A 15,866-nucleotide genomic window follows, 5' to 3' on the forward strand; every position below is an offset into this window, starting at 1 on the left:
TATCCTCCTTCGCTGTCACAGGGCGACGAAATGAACGACAGGACTTATGAACGAGAATGCTTTCACAAACCTGCGTTCGAACCCTGCCGTAATGTATGTTCATGACTGGCCTTGTATGTTGTCTGTGCTATTTAGCATAGTAAAACCTAATGATAATACTAACATATCTTTAGGTAAGGGACCATACTTATTCCCGCTTCTTTCTGCTTTTCACCTAGGAAAACAAGCAACTGCCAAGCTTATCTCAACATTGCGTATAGCCAAGAAATAACAAAGCAGGACTGAAAGTGCCTTTTTTCACACTGTCCTTCATGTCATTCTTATAGAAAACAGCAAGCCTCCTGAAATACTGGAAACTTGCTGTTTAGTGCTGTACATATTTGCTCCCGGCGTGAAAACGACAAAGATGCTGTAGATGTGCTAACGCTCTAGCGCAGCGCCTCATCCAGATCACTGATCAGGTCGTCAATATCCTCCAAACCTACGGAGAAACGAAGTAGTCCGTCCGTAATCCCGCGCTCCAATCGTACACTATGGGGCATAGCCGCATGTGACATCATCGCCGGATACGACAAGATGCTTTCCACAGCTCCCAGACTCACCGCTACAATTGGAATACGTACGCGACTGAGGACTTCTTTTGCACGCTCACCAGAACCCACATCAAACGATATCACTGCACCATAACCGCTGGATTGACGCTCATGAACTTCACGCCCTGGATGATTTTCCAGACCCGGGTAGTATACTGCCTCAATGTCGTTACGCTCGTTCAGCCAGTTAGCGAGCTTGGCTGCACTCTTTTCGCTGTGAGCCATACGAGCCTCCAGTGTCTTCATACCGCGCATGAGCAACCATGACTCCTGCGGAGCCAGCACGGTACCCAGTCCATTTTGGAGCTGCTTGATTTGTCTCCCGAGCGATTCGGTACGCGCTACCGCAAGTCCTGCCAGCACATCGCTGTGTCCGCCCAGAAACTTGGTCGCACTGTGCAATACAATATCGACTCCCTGCTCAATCGGACGTTGATAATAAGGTGTCATAAAAGTATTATCCAATAAAGTTAAAAGTCCGTGATCCTGTGCCCAAGAGGTTATTCCTGCTACATCGGTAATTTTGAGTGTCGGATTGGACGGGGTTTCCATATATACAGCCCTTGTATTCTCCTGCAACGCCTCTTTCACAAGGTTGAGGTCCGTCATGTCAACGAAGGTCGTTTCAATATTCATCCGTTTCAAAATGGAGGTCAGCAGTCGATATGTTCCTCCATATACGTCCTCCGAAACAATGACATGATCTCCAGCGGATAAGAGCATAAATGTAGTGGAGATGGCCGCCATACCTGACGCAAAGGCAAAGCCGCACGCCCCGCCTTCTAATAAGGCGATATAATCCTCTAAAGCTTGTCGTGTCGGATTACCTGAACGGCTATAGTCATGCTGGGGAGGATTAAAAATATCATGATGGTGAAAGGTAGAAGCTTGATAGATCGGGACGCTCGAGGCCCCCGTAACGCTGTCAATTTCAGAACCAAAATGCAGCAGCTTGGTAGCGAACTTCCGCTCTTTGTTCAAATCCTGCCCGATCCTCCTCGCATCCTCTATCATTGCAGCTCTCCTCCTTCTACTTCTTGACGTGCCGCTTCCAACGCCGAACGCAAATCTTCAATGAGGTCGTCTGTATGCTCAATGCCTACGGAGAAACGCAACAGCCTGTCATCTACCCCGACAGCATCCCGAATTTCTGCTGGTATGTCCGCATGTGTCTGCACAGCGGGATAGGTCATTAACGATTCCACACCGCCGAGACTTTCCGCAAACGCAATGAGCTTAATGTGACGAAGCAAAGGTTCCACATAACGAGCATCCTTTACTTTAAAGGAGAAGATCCCTGTATTTCCGCTAGATTGTTTATTTTGAATTTCACGACCTGGGTGGCCTTCGAGAGCTGGATAGAATACTTCTGCCACCGCCGGATGCGTCAGTAAATAGTTAGACAGCACTGTTGCATTATGCTCATGTCGGTCCATACGCAGCGCTAACGTCTTCATCCCCTTCATCAACTGATAGCAGTCACTCGGGGAAAGCACGGCCCCTATGGAATTGTGCAGAAAGGAAATTTCAGCTGATAGCTCTTTGCCTTTGGTTACGATTAACCCTGCCAGCACATCGTTGTGTCCGCCCAAATACTTGGTTGCACTATGTACCACAATATCCGCGCCCAGTTCCAATGGCCGCTGGAAGTATGGTGTTAGCAGCGTATTATCTACAATGGTAAGCAACTGATGTTGTGATGCCCATTCAGCCACCGCTTGAATATCAGTAATCATCATTAACGGATTTGTAGGTGTTTCTATGAATACAGCTTTGGTATTCGGTCGACATGACTGCTCGAGTGCTTCAAGATCGTTCGTATCCACATAACTGGCTGTTACACCAAATTTAGATAAAATACGCTCCAGCAAACGATATGTCCCGCCATACAGATCCAGCGATACTATGAGATGATCTCCCTGTCCAAACAATGCAAATACCGTTTGCAGCGCTGCCATACCTGAGCTGCATGCAAAGCCTGCATCACCAGATTCAAGTGCAGCAGAAGCCTCTTCCAGTACCTTTCGCGTGGGATTGATCGTCCGAATGTAATCAAATCCTGTGCTTTGACCCAGACGGGGATGGCGGAACGCCGTAGATTGGTAAATCGGGTAATTAACAGCCCCGGTTACTGGCTCCTCTACTGAACCGATTTGTGCCAATCTGCTTTCGATTTTCCACTGTTTCTCACTCATATGAATCCTCCTGTTAACTTCCATAGTGGGTGCTATAACCAATCCTGCAAAAATGGATGTCAAAGACTATACTGCTGCGCTACTGCAAGGTGGTACTGTACAAGGGTAAACTACAAGCCCCTTTTTAAATCTGGGGCCCGATATCGTAAGGTGTCTCTTGGTATACATAATAGTTCAGCCAATTCGAGAATAATAAATTAGCGTGCGCCCGCCAGATTGAGGGCGGTGTGCGCTCAGGATCATCATTAGGAAAATAATTCTTGGGAACTTCAATATCCATTCCTTTGGCCACATCGCGGTCGTATTCCCATTTCAATGAAAGCGGGTCATATTCAGAATGCCCAGTTACAAAAATTTGTTTACCGTCAAGCGTGGCTACGAGGTACACTCCAGCTTCCTCGGATTCGGATAAAACTTCTAATTCGGCGATATGATCAATATCTTCCCGCCGAACCTCCGTATGTCTGGAGTGAGGGGCATAAAACAGTTCATCAAAGCCGCGTAGCAATTTTACTTTAGGTTTAATCACGGTGTGTGGAAATACGCCAAAGCATTTGTAGTCGAGCCCGTATTTCGGGACATTGAAATGATGGTATAAACCTGCCTGTGAGGCCCAACAGATATGCATGGTCGAAGTTACATTCGTTTTCGTCCACTCAAAGATTTGCCGGATCTCCTCCCAGTAGTTCACATCCTCAAACTCAAGCTGTTCAACCGGAGCTCCTGTAATGACCATGCCGTCAAAACGACTGTTCTTGATCTCGTCAAACGTTTTATAGAACATATTCAAATATTCTTGCGATGTATTTTTGGATACATGAGACTTCATGTGCACCAGCGTGACGTCCACTTGCAGCGGCGTATTGCCGACCAGGCGCAATAGTTGGGTTTCCGTCGTTTCCTTTGTAGGCATCAAATTCAAAATGGCGATGCGCAACGGACGAATGTCCTGATGATAAGCCAGGCTTTCATCCATTACGAAAATGTTTTCGCCCTCCAGCACTTCCTTGGCAGGTAGCGTGTCTGGGATTTTAATCGGCATGTAAACTCACTCCTTGTTCGGTAAGTTTTGCGAAAATCGTCCTGCTGAGATGCCGGGCATATAATAAAAAGACCTTTCTCTGGTTAGAGAAAGGTCATATTTGTATCCATATGCGCCTCTCTCATCTGTCAGGGCAACGCTCTTTGTACAAAGCGCGCGTCCTGCAAGAATTAGCACCGTGCGATTAAAATCGCCGGTTGCCGGGTATCATCGGGCTAGTCCCTCCACCTGCTCTTGATAAGATTTCGCTATATTCATTTTGGGTTCACAAAGTTCTTGTTGTTCACTTTAATGCATCGGCTGGGCTTCGTCAAGATGGGACTTTTAAATTTGTGCCCTGCAATCACATTTTGTCTACCTTTTCCATAGGTTAAATCATATCCCTCCTTTCGCTGAAGCTCTTGCCACTACTGTTGATTTAGCCCATGATTTTGCGCTTGAAAGGCCGTAGGCCGAGCGTTATACTATACAAGTGCTATTAGGCAAAAATATGGAGCAGTAGTGCAGATTTGAGTGTTTCCTGCGATACTGTGGCAATCTAAAAAGAACATTTGAGAGGTGAATCCGGAATGGAAGGCGACCCGAGTCCGAGTAGGCGGCGATCCCTGAACAACAGCATAGGAATGACTTCAGCTTGCCGAAAGACGGGACGCCAGGCTCTGCATGCTCCAAAAGCCTCCGGCTTTTGATGAGAATGCACGCTTACCCGCACCGGCTAACTGGCTAACTGAGTTCATTCCTTATGCTTAAGGTAAACGTATTTCCGTTACGACGGAGCATAAGGAGTGACATATATGAAAATCCGTTTGGTCAACAACGGGGTTTTTACCCCTGTCGAAGAAATTGAAATGGCGCTTACTGCACCGGCAGAAGGTTTTTATTGGATTGATGCCGATGTCGATGATTTGGCAGTGCTCCAACCTTTATTTTCCATGCATGATCTTGCAGTAGAAGACTGTTTGAGTGAAGAGGAACAACGTCCGAAGATCGAAATTTATGAAAGCCATTATTTTATCGTTGTAAATAGCATTCGTTTTGATGATGAAGAAATATTTTTGCGAGCTTTGAACATCTTTCTCGGCCGCCATTTTATCATTACGGTGACCAAGCAGAAAATCAATGAGCTTCGTACCCTCAAGCCTATGCTGTGGGAGCAAGAAGTCAGCCAGCCTGACCGTTTTATGTATCTGCTGGTCGACTTGATTGTTGACAACTATTTTCTGGTTGGTGACCGGATTGAGGTCCGCATTGAAAAACTGGAAGAAGATATTCTAATGCATACGAAAAAGTCGCATTTGAACGAAATCATCGGCTTACGCAGTGAGATTCTGTGGCTGAAAAAAGTGCTGGGTCCGCAAAAGGAAGTCATCAATACCCTGAACAAACGGGATTTGCGACTCATCGACGATCAATTGCAAAAATATTTCAGCGACATTTATGAAAATGCTGTGAAAATTTCGGAGACTTTTGAAACTTACCGCGATTTGATGGGTAACCTTCGAGAAGCTTATCAATCCAGTATCGCCAATCGTGCCAATGAAATTATGCGTGTGTTTACGGCAATAACGACCGTATTTATGCCATTGACGGTCATTACCGGAATATATGGGATGAACTTCGATAATATGCCTGAACTTCATACACGTTATGGCTATTTTGTCGTCATTGGTATTATGGTGGCACTAGGTGTCAGTATGTTCTGTATTTTCCGCAAGAAAGACTGGGTTTAAAAAGAAAAGGGGAAAAAGTACGGAGTTGGATACCTATTTCGATTTTCAAGCTTGATCATAAAAAGCAGCAGCCGTGTCCTATGAGGAACTGGCTGCTGCTTTTTAGTATGTTGGACCCTGAATGTACTTTAATACTTTAGCTTTATCTAATCAGTTCTATATTATCCAACATGTCGGTCGGGTACCTGCTGATGGCGAAACCGTATACGGATCAGACGCAGACGCTCATAAATTTGATCCAATCCTGTTTCTGTCGCCTTTTCTTCCCCATACACTTTCAGCATGACAGGCTTGAGTAGCGTATCCCCCAACTCTTCATAAGCAGACCAGATGGCTGCCTGCTCCTCCTCAGATACATTCACCAATTCCTTGCGGATCAGCTTCTCCATATCAATACCATCCCTGTCCAAATGCTCCACAGCTTCAATCATTTCTCTACGATGCAAACCTGTCTTCATCCCGATATGCTCCAGTGAAAGACCGTCCGAAATGCCTTCGATAATCGTTCTAGTTAGGCTGAACTTATTCAGCTCCTGCCTGTATTGATTCTCTTTTTGCTTGTATAGCCATGACAAAAAAACTTCTTCTTCCAGCGTCTCTGTTACCCAGTTCAACGGAAATGGCGTGGTCCGGTCATTTTGTGTCGTAATAGCCAATAGCTCCGTCCCATATTGCGACACCTTACCCTGACCCATACCAGGTAGCTCCAACAATTCTTCTTCGGTATGAGGAAGATAGACGCTAATGAGCCGAAGCAGCCGATTCGTAGCAATAAAATAAGGCGCTTTTCGTTCCGTTGCTGCTTTTTGTCGTCTCCACATTGTCAACTGCTCATACACTTCATCACGTGGAAACAAATCACTGTAGCAATACAGCTTTTGCAGCGTTTGTCCTCGTCCTGATGATCCTTCTTGCTCATGAAATACGCCATGGATTAAGGGCCTGTAGCCCTCAGCCATTTTGAGCGCCAGCTCATGACGGTATACATGCAGTAATTCCTGCCACAAGCTGCCCTCATACCAAAGGTCGTCTATACTTTCATCCGGGACATGGTGTGTGCTCCAGCCTGCACTCCATCCCCCTTCATGTTGCCCAATCCATACCTGAGCAAAGTCCTCATAGCCCTGTTCATTCCGTTTGGACAAGCGATTTAAAAATACAATCTCCATGATTTCTTCCTCCCTCTTATCGTTGAAAGACAGTCCCGCACAACACAAAAACGCAAAAAAAGCACCTATCCTGCGTATTCGCAAGAAAGGTGCTTCCCTTTTTGAGCCGTACTATGCTGTTGCCTATATAATAACCGTACCTTGGAGTGCCGTCAACCATAAATTCTAATGATTCAGCTTTTCCTTTGCCAATGCCAGAGCACCGCACAATCCAGCATTGTCACCCAATCCCGGAGATACGATATATTGCTCAATATCTGTCGTCAGACTCGAATGCTGTACGTATCCGTTCAAAAGTTCTTGAAGCTTGGTACGAATGAGCGGGAACAGTTGGTCCTGCTTCATCACTCCCCCGCCCATAATAATTTTTTGCGGTGACAGGATTAATACATAGCTCATTAAAGCCTGTGCCAGATAGTGCGCTTCCATTTCCCAGGCTGCGTGATCGACAGAAAGCTCATGTCCTTTAACCTTCCATCTTTTTTCGAGCGCAGGACCTGCTGCCAGTCCCTCCAAACAATCTCCGTGATAAGGACATGTCCCCTCGTAAGTATCTTCTGGGTGACGACGTACCAGAATATGCCCCATTTCCGGGTGGGATAATCCATGTATCAGCTTTCCACCAACCAAAGCACCCGCCCCGATGCCTGTACCTATCGTAATATACAGACAGTTGTCCAATCCCTTGGCGGCACCCCAAATAGACTCACCAAGTGCTGCTCCATTCACATCCGTGTCAAATCCCATAGGCACGTCAAAATGCTGTTTCAGTTTGCCAATTAAATTGTAATTTCCCCAATGTGGTTTTGGCGTTGTTGTAATATACCCATATGTATCACTGCCTTCGATAGGATCAATCGGCCCGAACGAGCCTACACCCAATGCTTCAATGCCCTTGCCTTCAAAAAATGCGATGACATTCTCCATTGTTTCTGCTGGGGTGGTCGTTGGAAAGCTTGCTCGTTCCAGTACCTCCCCATGTTCGTTGCCAATTCCACATACAAATTTGGTACCGCCTGCCTCAATTGCTCCCAATACTGTCATAGTTGCTGTTGTCCCCTTTCAATAATCCGGTTCTCTATCCACTATATTCACCTGAAATGTGCCCGAGGTCAATCCCCTTATCGCAATTGTATATAATCCTTCACATGACTATACAACTCCCTTGACATAACGGTATAAAAATAAGGACACTAACGCACCTAGCGTCAGCATCCCTATAAACTTACTTCACTTAAATTGTCCGTATCAAGCCTAACAGCTTCATTATGATCCGGTTGCGACACCCATCAATGTACACAAGCTTTTCATTTCAAGCTGCTCAAACTTGTCTACAATTTGCACGTGATCCAGCGTCAGCAGACAGCTATCCAAAGCACATGCTACAGGTACACCGCAGTGAATTTCAGCAAGCTTGCGTGAAAGATGCAGCATATCCAAATCACTCTCAATTTTTTTACGGACCGAGGGTGTTAATTGATCCAAATTCTCCAGAATGCCTTCAATAGAGTCATATTCCTGCACCAGCTTGAGTGCCGTTTTCTCACCAATACCTCGTACTCCTGGATAATTATCGCTTGCATCCCCCATCAGGCCTTTAAGGTCCACCACTTGGCGTGGCTTAAGCCCTTTTTCAGTCAGCAGAGTCTCCGGGGTGTATACCATATAATTGCCGTGCCCTTTTTTCATAATAATGACCCGTGTCCGATCATCCACTAATTGAAGTAAATCATGATCTCCCGAGAGAATCATTACATCCATGTCCTCATTTTGCGAATAATGGCGTGCAAGCGTACCGATACAATCATCGGCTTCAAAACCTTCCGCTCCAATGTTGGGAATGCCGAGGCTGTCCGTCACTTCCCGAATCAATGTAAATTGGGGAATCAAATCATCTGGTGCGTCGGCACGGTTTCCCTTATACGCAGCAAAATGTTCCCCACGAAATGTCGTTCCGCCCATATCCCAGCAGCAAATGACGTGTGTAGGATTAAACGTTTGGACTGCATCCCAAAAATATCGAATAAAACCATATATGGCGTTCGTTGGCACTCCAGCTTTTGTACGACGGATATAACCGTTTGCGGCGGTTGCATAATAAGCGCGAAATAGCAGGGCCATGCCGTCAACCAGCATTACGGATTGTTCATTGCGTTGTGTCACAGATTGTATTGCTCCCATTCATCATAATATTTAACCCCCACAGTATAACATATCGTGGGGGTTAATTGGGCGTTATTGAGCTCCCCATGTGCCCTCAAATGTTTCCTCTTTGAATCCTACCGTTACTTTGTTACCGTCGGTTACAATCGGGCGTTTGATTAATCTTCCATTCGAGGATAAAAGCGAAATTTGCTCTTCACGGCTCATGTCTCCAAGCTTATCTTTCAGCTTTAACTCTTTGTACACCTCACCGCTTGTATTGAAAAACTTTTTCAGCTCCAGCCCGCTTTTGCGGATCAAGTCCTCCAATTCCTCCGGGCCGGGCGGTTGTTCAAAAATAGGAATAAGTTCCGTCTCATGTCCCTTGTTTTGCAGCCATTTCACTGCATTACGACAGGTACTGCATTTAGAATACTGATATACTTTCAGTTGGCTCATCGCTAGATTAACCTCCATTTGGTTTTCATCGCTTATTTATATTTTATTCTGAAAGATATTGCGCTCTTAATAGCTCCTGCATTTCAGCCATATCGTCAGGTAGAGGAGCATAGAACGTCAGCCGCTCCCCGGTAACAGGATGCTCCAAGGATAGCTCTGAGGCATGCAGAGCCTGTCGAGGCATCTTGGCATCAAGCTGATCATATCGCTCACGTTGCGCAGCTTCATCGGGTGTAATCCGATACATTTTATCTCCGATCAACGGACAACCGATATAAGTCATATGCACTCGAATTTGGTGCGTACGCCCGGATTCCAACTTTAGCCCAATACGGCTTCCCCCGTTCCACACTTCCTCCAGCTTATACAGCGTAAGGGCAGGATAACCATCCGGGGTCACCATACGTAAATGCGGATCATCCGGGTTGCGGTCAATCGGTCCGTCTACCTTTCCTACCTGCAGCTCAGGCCGTCCATGCACCAGAGCTGTATAGCGCTTATCCACCGTTCCCGCAATCATCTGCTCAGAAATATGCTGGTGTACATACGGATTTTTGGCTACTACCAGCACACCCGTCGTCTCCTGATCAAGACGATGAACAGGACGAAACCGGAACAACTCTCCCTTGGCCTGCCAATAATGCACAACCCCATTAGCCAGTGTTCCTGTGTAATGACCGTGAGTCGGATGGACAATCATGCCCGCCGCCTTGTTCACCACTAACAGATGTTCATCCTCAAACAATATCTCAAAAGGAATGGGTTCAGGTAAAATATCATCAGAACGCTCGCGCTCCATACGAATTTCTACTCGATCCCCGGACTTCACCTTTACGCTGATGTACACACGTGTCCCGTTTAGCATAATACCTTGCTCGGTCAGCTTGAGTTTGGATATTAACTTTCGAGAAATGTTCATACGTTTTTGTAAAATAGTCTTCAACAGCATGCCCTCCTCCTCAGGAGGGATCGTATATACGATAGGTTCATAATACAAGCTCATCACAAATTCCCGGTTGCCTCCTTATTTGCGGAACACTTTTTTGCTGCGCACATATTCGACATCGGGCACGCCTTGGCGGACATTCGCTGTGCGAGCGACGGCAAAGAAATAATCAGAAAGGCGGTTCAAATACCGACGTACCGCCGGATTAATGTCCGTATGTTTACCTAGTGTAACAGCACGGCGTTCCGCGCGTCGGCAAACTGTACGGCAAACATGAAGCGTTGAGGATAATGTGCTACCACCCGGTATAATAAAACGCTCCACCTTCGGATTTTCCTCCTGACATGCATCAATCCAGCCTTCCAGACGCTCTGCCAGCTCGTCTTTCACCTTATATTTGCTTTCACTAATTTTAACAAACGCCAAATCCGAACCACAATCAAACAGCTCCTGCTGTATTTCTTCCAATTGAGTCCGAATATCCGTAAACTCTTCCCCTTCGGCAAAGCTGATCGCTTGTCCTACAAAGCTGTTCAGCTCGTCAATTGTACCGTATGCCTCCACACGATCATCATCTTTGGACACTCGACCGCCGATCACAGAAGTTTGTCCTTCATCACCTGTTCTAGTATATATGCCCATTTCATTCCATCCCCTTTATCATTCCGTAAGTGCTTTCAGCACCTTGATGGCTTCTTCCTTATTGCTTGTACGAGGCGGCACGGTAGCAAATAATGTTTTGGAGTTATATTTTAGCTCCTTAAACATCTTCATCTGCTCCACCGGAATTCCGAACAAATGAGTTTCCTTGCTTACATCTGATCCTTCTTCCTCCTGCCCCTTCTTCTTAAATACGCCGCCCTCGAACACGCCCCGAGCGTACGTCTTCTTGTCAAAAGCATCATCTAACGGCAGATTCGAGCCATTCTGTCCATACAGCTTCATGTCCTCTTCCGGCAAAAGAAACAGATCATGCTCCCCGGCTGCATATTCTACAACCAGCTTCTGCTGGTTATACAGCGGACTGACCGAAATCTCAATGGTCGGAGCCTGTTCGCCCAGCTTATCCTTAAGCTTTTGTGCCAGCTCCTCACGGATGACTGAGGCATCCCCTTTATCCATAATAAAAATGGAGAAGCTGTCCTTATCCCGTCCCCCACATCCAGCCAATAATACAAGTGCAAGCATTCCGATGATCCATGGCGATAGCCTTTTTAGCCCTGCTCTCATATGTACGCCCCCTCTTCCATGCCATTAATATATCATAAGTTGTGAACGCAAAAAAAGAAGGCCCGACGGCCTTCTTCTTACATTTGGCTGACTTCATACGGTTAAACCTTGCATTCCGTACCATACAGCTTCATATATTCATTGATTTTCAAATCGAGCTTGCAACTGATCTGGATAACAAGATCAGAGGTGAAGGACTGCTCTTCCTGAAATGTCCGCATCATCTCATTGCGCAGGAACAAAATTTCATCTTCCAGGGAAATGTCGTATCCTATTGAACTAGATGAATTATATCCAACATATGACATGAACATTCCTCCTACAATTGAAAAATTGAACTTCCTGCTTCCGATTTCAAATTATAGCATAGAAATTTAGAAATAAAAGACTATTTTTTATGAATTACCCATAAAAAAATAATTTTAACCTTCTTTTCTTACTTTTTCTACAAAATGACCAATCCGATCCAGTGCCTCCGTCAGCTGAGCAACAGAAGTCGCGTATGAGCAACGAAGATAGCCTTCGCCTCCCAAACCGAACACATTGCCCGGTACAGCCGCAACTTTAGCCTCTGCCAAAAGACGCTGTGCAAATTCATCTGAGCTGAGTCCCGTGCTTTGAATACTAGGGAAAACGTAAAAAGCCCCTCTTGGCTCATGGCACTCCAGGCCGATTTCCCGGAACCCTTCAACCATCAGACGGCGACGCTGATTATAGGCTTCTACCATACGATCTTTCTCACCCAAACCATTCCGCAAGCCTTCCAGTGCCGCAACTTGACCCATAGAAGGCGCACACATTACGGTGTACTGATGGATTTTGAGCATAGCGGCAATCAGATCTGGATGTCCGCATGTATATCCAATACGCCAGCCTGTCATGGCGAAGGCTTTGGAAAAACCACTGACGAGAATCGTACGATCCATCATACCAGGCATAGCGGCAAAACTGACATGCTTTTCTCCATAATTCAATTCAGCATAAATTTCATCAGAAATGACGATCAAATCATGCTTTTCCACGACTTCGGCAATCGGAAGCCAATCTTCATAAGTCATCGTAGCTCCAGTTGGATTGCTCGGATAGCATAAAATCAGCACCTTGGATTTAGGTGTAATTTTTGCCTCCAACGCCTCAGCTGTCAGCTTGAATTCATCCTTAGCAAATGTTTCAATACCTACTGGAATCCCGCCTCCAATCGAAGTGATTGGAGAATATGAAATGTAGCACGGCTCGGGCACGAGAATTTCGTCGCCAGGTACAATTAACGCACGCAAAGCAAGATCAATCGCCTCGCTTCCCCCAACGGTTACGATAATCTCATTTTTGGGATCATAACGGACTTCAAATTGCTCATTCAGATAATCACTAATCGCTTCACGCAGTTCTGGCGTTCCCGCATTAGACGTGTAGCTGGTAAAACCTCGCTCCAATGAATAGACACAGGCTTCCCGCATATGCCAAGGGGTTGTAAAATCCGGTTCGCCTACACCAAGGGTAATAATATCCTTGTTGCCACCCACCAAGTCAAAAAACTTACGAATACCCGAAGATGGGATTTCGCGCACCAACGGGGACAAATAGGAACTCATGGCTTTGTTACTGTCGGTAAATGCTTCTGTTTTGAGATTCATCATGATCTTCCTTTACGGCGAAATCATCAGACGATTATCTTCCTGATGGTCCTCAAAGATAATTCCGTCCTGCTTGTATTTTTTAAGCGTAAAATTAGTCTTGGTAGACAAGACCGAATCAATAGGCGACAGTTTTTCCGACACAAAATTAGCGACCTCACGGAGATTGCGGCCTTCAACCTCTACCAGTAAATCGTATGCTCCGGACATGAGATAGACCGATTTAACTTGCGGATACAAATAAATCCGTTCTGCAATCCCTTCAAAGCCTCTTCCACGCTCAGGTGTAATCTGTACTTCGATCAAAGCGGTAACCTTTTCGTCGTCGACTTTGTCCCAATTGACTACAGCGGCGTATTTGACGATCACATGTTGGTCTTCGAGCTCTTTAATTGAGGTGCGAACATCCTGCTCGTCAACCCCCAGCATAGTAGCTAATAGAGTCGGTGTTCTCCTTGCATCTTCTTTTAACAATTCCAGCACTTTTAACTTCAATTCATTCAGTTCTGTCATTCTACATAAGGCCTCCATCGAAAGAGATTACTATACATCATACAATACGCACTTTAAACCTGCAAAGAAAAACCGTCCACTCCGGTAAACCCGGCAGATGGACGGCTGTTATGGGAATCTGCTTCGAAAACAGAAAATCCCGTTTACATATAATAAGGGTTGTTTTGATGAGTAGACTGTCCTTGCTGGTGCATAGATTGGCCATATACTCCCGCAGATGCCGACTTTTGCTGAATGAACTGTTGGCATTCTTGTTGGGTCTTGCGAGCTTCTTGAATCTGTTTGTCTAAATCGATGCGCAGTGCTTTAGTCGGAGTGGTATACATATTGTTTTGGCTCATCAGATGATACAAATCACCTTGCAGACGCAATGTATCATTCGTAAGGTCGGTGAACATCTGACGCACAGACGGGCAATTGGATTCTGTCGTCGCCGTTGTGTACTCGCGCACCGTACGTTTCATATCAGCAAGAATGGTATAGAGCAAATCTTCTTCGGGCATAAATGACATATTGTTTTGTGAATACATTCTGTCAAACCTCCTTTATTGTAAATTCAAATTACTGCTGCGGTTGCATTGGGGCAAGCTGCTGATGCTGTTGAAGAGCATTAGAAAGCAGATTCAAGTGGTGCTCATGAGTTCTTGCCAGTTGCAAACAGGCTTGTTGGATGGCTGGGTGCTGAATAGAAGCCGCTGTCGCCGCACTTTGTTTGAGTAGTAGTTCTTCATTGGAAATGGAGTCCACGATGTACTCCAGCTCTTTACCTGACAAGGGTTGCATGTTCGTAGATTGCATAATCTCTGTGCCTCCTTGAATGTTTTGTTGCACGCTGGTTATCTTGTCCGTTTGTCGAAATACTATGTACACCTAAGAAATACTACATATTACCTTATGAGGAGTGCTATTTATATGGAATTGATAAGCGGGAATACATATTGGCCGAGTACCTTGGAGAAAATGTTGGATTTCCCGCCTTTGTCAGAGGATTTAAATTGTGATGTATTGATCATCGGTGGCGGGATGGGTGGATCCATCTGCTCCCGACTGTTGGGAGAACGACAGGTAGACGCCGTGGTTATTGACAAACGCAAGCTAGTACATGGAAGTTCTTCGGCCAATAACGGACTGCTGCAATATAGCAATGATAAGACCTTAACTTCCTTCATCAATACGTTTGGTGAAATGAACGGTGTACTGTTTTACCGTATGAGTAAAGATGCTCTGGATCAGTTGGAAAAACTGTCTACCACGCTGGAAATTGATCCGTCTTTTTCACGCCGAAGTAGCCTGTACTATGCAAGTACATCGGAGGATGTGCAGACACTTCAGGAAGAGTACAAACAGCTAACCCGGTTTGGATTTCCCGTCGAATACTGGGATGATCAACAGATTGCTGCCCGATTTCCTTTCCGAAAACCAGCAGCCTTATATACACGCGAAGATGCCGAGGTTAATCCATTTTTGTTCGCCCAAGGACTGCTGCGATCTGCCAGCCGTCTTGGTGTTCGCTTATACGAGAATACAGAAGCTGAGCATTTTGAATTCAACGATAATGAGGTCGTTTGTCATACCAGCGGTGGGATTATCCGAGCGAAAAAAGTTATTTTTGCAACAGGTTATGAAACACAAGAGATTAAAAAAGACCGCGGAGCCGTTCTAGAAAGCTCATATGCTATCGCCACCAATCCAATCGGAGATACACCCTTGTGGCATGAACAGTGTCTCATCTGGGAAACTGCTCGTCCTTATCTATATATGCGGTCCACACCGGAAGGACGCATTATTATTGGTGGTTTAGACGAACCTGTACTGGACGCCAATCAACGTGAAATCAGGCTGCTGCACCAACAGCAAAAGCTGCTACAAACGTTACAGGAATTTTTTCCGGGTATATCATTTCAGATCGACTTTGCATGGGCTGCTGTATTCGGCTCCTCTCATGACGGCTTGCCGTATATTGGTCCACATCCGCGTTTTCCCAACTGCTACTTTTTAGAGGGTTACGGGGGAAATGGAGCAGTCACGAGTATGATGGCCGCACAACTTTTGGCTGATGAACTGACAGGCACACACCGACCTGAAATGGAGCTTTATTCTTTGACCCGTACTACCAAGCCCTCGCCCGAAACAACGGAACCGATGGTTTAACGTGTGGAAACAAAAAAAGAACCTCCTTTCCCTTTAAGTGGGTCTGGAGGTCTTTTTAAATA

Annotated in this window: 18 protein-coding genes and 1 riboswitch; of the genes, 2 read left to right on the forward strand and 16 right to left on the reverse strand. The window is 45.7% G+C overall.

The window, feature by feature from the left end; genetic code table 11:
- Nucleotides 1-428 precede the first annotated feature (428 nt).
- The 4 genes from NLX78_RS20225 to NLX78_RS20240 all read right to left on the reverse strand — a co-directional run bounded on the left by NLX78_RS20225 (nt 429) and on the right by NLX78_RS20240 (nt 4,530).
- Nucleotides 429-1,607 carry an aminotransferase class I/II-fold pyridoxal phosphate-dependent enzyme gene (locus tag NLX78_RS20225; RefSeq protein ID WP_061829147.1) on the reverse strand — a complete coding sequence of 393 codons (1,179 nt, stop codon included), beginning with the start codon at nt 1,605-1,607 and terminating at the stop codon, nt 429-431.
- Nucleotides 1,604-2,788, reverse strand: coding sequence for a PLP-dependent transferase (locus NLX78_RS20230; RefSeq protein ID WP_254351380.1), 1,185 nt, complete (start codon nt 2,786-2,788; stop codon nt 1,604-1,606). Before NLX78_RS20230 ends, NLX78_RS20225 begins: the two co-directional genes overlap by 4 nt.
- 124 nt (nt 2,789-2,912) lie before the next feature.
- Nucleotides 2,913-3,830 carry a homoserine O-acetyltransferase MetA gene (gene metA, locus NLX78_RS20235; protein WP_061829145.1) on the reverse strand — a complete coding sequence of 306 codons (918 nt, stop codon included), beginning with the start codon at nt 3,828-3,830 and terminating at the stop codon, nt 2,913-2,915.
- Nucleotides 3,831-3,948: 118 nt separating this feature from the next.
- Nucleotides 3,949-4,074: riboswitch (SAM riboswitch) on the reverse strand.
- Nucleotides 4,075-4,368: 294 nt separating this feature from the next.
- Entirely contained in the window at nt 4,369-4,530 is a 162-nt protein-coding gene (locus tag NLX78_RS20240; protein WP_254351381.1) for a hypothetical protein, read from the reverse strand.
- 94 nt (nt 4,531-4,624) lie between these two features.
- On the opposite strand from NLX78_RS20240, the gene corA reads away from it, so the two are divergent.
- Nucleotides 4,625-5,560 (forward strand): magnesium/cobalt transporter CorA, encoded by a 936-nt coding sequence (gene corA, locus NLX78_RS20245; protein WP_023987788.1) that lies wholly within the window; start codon nt 4,625-4,627, stop codon nt 5,558-5,560.
- A 161-nt stretch (nt 5,561-5,721) separates the two neighbouring features.
- Here corA and NLX78_RS20250 read toward each other — a convergent pair whose 3' ends face one another.
- The 12 genes from NLX78_RS20250 to NLX78_RS20305 all read right to left on the reverse strand — a co-directional run bounded on the left by NLX78_RS20250 (nt 5,722) and on the right by NLX78_RS20305 (nt 14,451).
- Entirely contained in the window at nt 5,722-6,729 is a 1,008-nt protein-coding gene (locus tag NLX78_RS20250; protein WP_025723307.1) for an HRDC domain-containing protein, read from the reverse strand.
- Between the two features lie 165 nt (nt 6,730-6,894).
- Nucleotides 6,895-7,773, reverse strand: a complete 879-nt coding sequence (locus NLX78_RS20255) for an ROK family protein (RefSeq protein ID WP_254351382.1) — start codon at nt 7,771-7,773, stop codon at nt 6,895-6,897.
- Nucleotides 7,774-7,995: 222 nt separating this feature from the next.
- The gene (locus NLX78_RS20260; protein WP_080710677.1) at nt 7,996-8,892 is read right to left on the reverse strand and encodes a 5'-3' exonuclease; all 897 of its coding nucleotides are present in this window, start codon (nt 8,890-8,892) and stop codon (nt 7,996-7,998) included.
- Between the two features lie 72 nt (nt 8,893-8,964).
- Nucleotides 8,965-9,330, reverse strand: coding sequence for an arsenate reductase family protein (locus tag NLX78_RS20265; protein WP_069291482.1), 366 nt, complete (start codon nt 9,328-9,330; stop codon nt 8,965-8,967).
- A gap of 43 nt (nt 9,331-9,373) precedes the next feature.
- Nucleotides 9,374-10,333, reverse strand: a complete 960-nt coding sequence (locus NLX78_RS20270) for an RluA family pseudouridine synthase (protein WP_254351429.1) — start codon at nt 10,331-10,333, stop codon at nt 9,374-9,376.
- A 21-nt stretch (nt 10,334-10,354) separates the two neighbouring features.
- The gene (locus NLX78_RS20275; protein WP_061829140.1) at nt 10,355-10,918 is read right to left on the reverse strand and encodes a cob(I)yrinic acid a,c-diamide adenosyltransferase; all 564 of its coding nucleotides are present in this window, start codon (nt 10,916-10,918) and stop codon (nt 10,355-10,357) included.
- 18 nt (nt 10,919-10,936) lie between these two features.
- Nucleotides 10,937-11,506 (reverse strand): type 2 periplasmic-binding domain-containing protein, encoded by a 570-nt coding sequence (locus tag NLX78_RS20280; protein WP_069291480.1) that lies wholly within the window; start codon nt 11,504-11,506, stop codon nt 10,937-10,939.
- A gap of 101 nt (nt 11,507-11,607) precedes the next feature.
- Nucleotides 11,608-11,814 carry an aspartyl-phosphate phosphatase Spo0E family protein gene (locus tag NLX78_RS20285; RefSeq protein WP_061829138.1) on the reverse strand — a complete coding sequence of 69 codons (207 nt, stop codon included), beginning with the start codon at nt 11,812-11,814 and terminating at the stop codon, nt 11,608-11,610.
- Between the two features lie 114 nt (nt 11,815-11,928).
- The gene (locus NLX78_RS20290; RefSeq protein WP_061829137.1) at nt 11,929-13,140 is read right to left on the reverse strand and encodes an aminotransferase class I/II-fold pyridoxal phosphate-dependent enzyme; all 1,212 of its coding nucleotides are present in this window, start codon (nt 13,138-13,140) and stop codon (nt 11,929-11,931) included.
- Between the two features lie 12 nt (nt 13,141-13,152).
- The gene (locus NLX78_RS20295; protein WP_013370105.1) at nt 13,153-13,653 is read right to left on the reverse strand and encodes an Lrp/AsnC family transcriptional regulator; all 501 of its coding nucleotides are present in this window, start codon (nt 13,651-13,653) and stop codon (nt 13,153-13,155) included.
- Nucleotides 13,654-13,796: 143 nt separating this feature from the next.
- Entirely contained in the window at nt 13,797-14,183 is a 387-nt protein-coding gene (locus NLX78_RS20300) for a spore coat protein (RefSeq protein ID WP_254351383.1), read from the reverse strand.
- A 31-nt stretch (nt 14,184-14,214) separates the two neighbouring features.
- Nucleotides 14,215-14,451 (reverse strand): hypothetical protein, encoded by a 237-nt coding sequence (locus tag NLX78_RS20305; RefSeq protein WP_061829136.1) that lies wholly within the window; start codon nt 14,449-14,451, stop codon nt 14,215-14,217.
- Nucleotides 14,452-14,565: 114 nt separating this feature from the next.
- On the opposite strand from NLX78_RS20305, the gene NLX78_RS20310 reads away from it, so the two are divergent.
- Entirely contained in the window at nt 14,566-15,804 is a 1,239-nt protein-coding gene (locus NLX78_RS20310) for an NAD(P)/FAD-dependent oxidoreductase (protein ID WP_254351384.1), read from the forward strand.
- Nucleotides 15,805-15,866 lie beyond the last annotated feature (62 nt).

The sequence above is a fragment of the Paenibacillus sp. Lou8.1 genome, from assembly GCF_024213565.1.
Classification (GTDB): Bacteria; Bacillota; Bacilli; order Paenibacillales; family Paenibacillaceae; genus Paenibacillus; species Paenibacillus polymyxa_B.

Excerpts from the sequence above, each read along its gene's own strand:
- metA (WP_061829145.1), bottom strand. The coding sequence starts at position 3,830 with ATGCCGATTAAAATCCCAGACACGCTACCTGCCAAGGAAGTGCTGGAG.
- NLX78_RS20295 (WP_013370105.1), bottom strand. The coding sequence starts at position 13,653 with ATGACAGAACTGAATGAATTGAAGTTAAAAGTGCTGGAATTGTTAAAA.
- NLX78_RS20290 (WP_061829137.1), bottom strand. The coding sequence starts at position 13,140 with ATGAATCTCAAAACAGAAGCATTTACCGACAGTAACAAAGCCATGAGT.
- NLX78_RS20270 (WP_254351429.1), bottom strand. The coding sequence starts at position 10,333 with ATGAGCTTGTATTATGAACCTATCGTATATACGATCCCTCCTGAGGAG.
- NLX78_RS20230 (WP_254351380.1), bottom strand. The coding sequence starts at position 2,788 with ATGAGTGAGAAACAGTGGAAAATCGAAAGCAGATTGGCACAAATCGGT.
- NLX78_RS20225 (WP_061829147.1), bottom strand. The coding sequence starts at position 1,607 with ATGATAGAGGATGCGAGGAGGATCGGGCAGGATTTGAACAAAGAGCGG.
- NLX78_RS20250 (WP_025723307.1), bottom strand. The coding sequence starts at position 6,729 with ATGGAGATTGTATTTTTAAATCGCTTGTCCAAACGGAATGAACAGGGC.
- corA (WP_023987788.1), top strand. The coding sequence starts at position 4,625 with ATGAAAATCCGTTTGGTCAACAACGGGGTTTTTACCCCTGTCGAAGAA.
- NLX78_RS20275 (WP_061829140.1), bottom strand. The coding sequence starts at position 10,918 with ATGGGCATATATACTAGAACAGGTGATGAAGGACAAACTTCTGTGATC.
- NLX78_RS20310 (WP_254351384.1), top strand. The coding sequence starts at position 14,566 with ATGGAATTGATAAGCGGGAATACATATTGGCCGAGTACCTTGGAGAAA.
- NLX78_RS20285 (WP_061829138.1), bottom strand. The coding sequence starts at position 11,814 with ATGTCATATGTTGGATATAATTCATCTAGTTCAATAGGATACGACATT.
- NLX78_RS20280 (WP_069291480.1), bottom strand. The coding sequence starts at position 11,506 with ATGAGAGCAGGGCTAAAAAGGCTATCGCCATGGATCATCGGAATGCTT.
- NLX78_RS20300 (WP_254351383.1), bottom strand. The coding sequence starts at position 14,183 with ATGTATTCACAAAACAATATGTCATTTATGCCCGAAGAAGATTTGCTC.
- NLX78_RS20255 (WP_254351382.1), bottom strand. The coding sequence starts at position 7,773 with ATGACAGTATTGGGAGCAATTGAGGCAGGCGGTACCAAATTTGTATGT.
- NLX78_RS20265 (WP_069291482.1), bottom strand. The coding sequence starts at position 9,330 with ATGAGCCAACTGAAAGTATATCAGTATTCTAAATGCAGTACCTGTCGT.
- NLX78_RS20305 (WP_061829136.1), bottom strand. The coding sequence starts at position 14,451 with ATGCAATCTACGAACATGCAACCCTTGTCAGGTAAAGAGCTGGAGTAC.